A 560-nucleotide genomic window follows, 5' to 3' on the forward strand; every position below is an offset into this window, starting at 1 on the left:
CGACGCCGCCTGCCGCTGCTGCGCCTGCACAGCCTGCGGAGCCGACGCCGGCAGCGCCGGCGCCCACGCCGACCACGGCCAGTGCACCGCCGCCGCCGGCGGAGCAGCCGCTGCAGGTGACCGAAACGCCGACGCCCACGCGCGACTTCGTACTGCCTCCGCCACCGAGCGTGCGTGTCCCGGTGCCGACACCGCGCGCGGTGGTGCCGCCCGACGTGCAGGTGCCGGTGCGCGAGGTCGAAGTGGTCGCCGACGTGCCGACCGTGGCGCAACTGCGGTCGCGCGACATCGCGGTGCCGCGCCCAGTCGCACCGCAGGTACAGGTGCGCGAACGGGAAGTGCCGGCACCGCTGCCGCAGGTGCAGGTTCCCGCACCACAGCTGCGCACGCCGACGCCCACGCCGGTGTTGCGCAGTGCGGACGTGCCACAGGTGCGGCAGATCGAAGTGCCGGCGCCGAGCACCGCCACCGCGAGCGCACCCACGCCGGCACCGGCGGCTGCCCCGATCGCAAGCCCGGACACGACGCCGGCGAGCGTGCCGACCCCGCAGTCGGCGCCA

Annotated in this window: 1 pseudogene; it reads left to right on the forward strand. The window is 76.4% G+C overall.

Going from position 1 to position 560, the window contains the following annotated elements:
- Positions 1–182: 182 nt before the first annotated feature.
- Positions 183–560: pseudogene (locus D588_RS25630) on the forward strand (hypothetical protein); the annotation flags it as partial.

Origin of the sequence: Xanthomonas sp. SHU 308, assembly GCF_000364645.1 — a bacterium.
Classification (GTDB): domain Bacteria; phylum Pseudomonadota; class Gammaproteobacteria; order Xanthomonadales; family Xanthomonadaceae; genus Xanthomonas_A; species Xanthomonas_A sontii.